1 protein-coding gene is annotated in these 410 nt (G+C 69.0%); it reads right to left on the bottom strand.

Going from position 1 to position 410, the window contains the following annotated elements; translation table 11 throughout:
• On the bottom strand, positions 1-410 hold a 410-nt coding region (locus D7X55_RS47095), incomplete at both ends, for a 3'(2'),5'-bisphosphate nucleotidase CysQ (RefSeq protein WP_304988943.1).

Raw genomic sequence — 410 nt, 5'->3', positions numbered from 1 at the left:
ACGGCAGGCTGGTATCACCAAGGGCAATGAAATCGCCGTTCAACAGCGTTTCGCGGCGGTTGTAGCGGAACGGCTTGCCGGTCGCGGCCGACAGCACCGCGCCACCCGCCGCATGCAGCACGCACTGGCCGGCGGCGGTATCCCATTCAGAGGTCGGGCCGAGCCGCGGATAGACATCCAGGCCGCCTTCGGCGATCCGGCAGAATTTCAGCGACGATCCCTGCGCGATGGTCTCGATGCGGCCCATGCGCGCCAGCAGCGCCTCGGTTTCCGGCGAACGGTGCGATCGGCTGGCGGCGACGCGCAGCGGAGCAGTGGCCGGCGTGCGGGTGCGCAGCACGGTGTCGTGCAGACCCTGCCGCCGATAGGCCAGTTCCCCGCGCATGGCATGCCAGACAATGCCGGTGACC

This window comes from Corallococcus sp. AB049A (assembly GCF_003668885.1).
GTDB classification, from domain to species: domain Bacteria; phylum Myxococcota; class Myxococcia; order Myxococcales; family Myxococcaceae; genus Corallococcus; species Corallococcus interemptor.
This window is presented reverse-complemented; position numbering and strand designations above follow the sequence as displayed.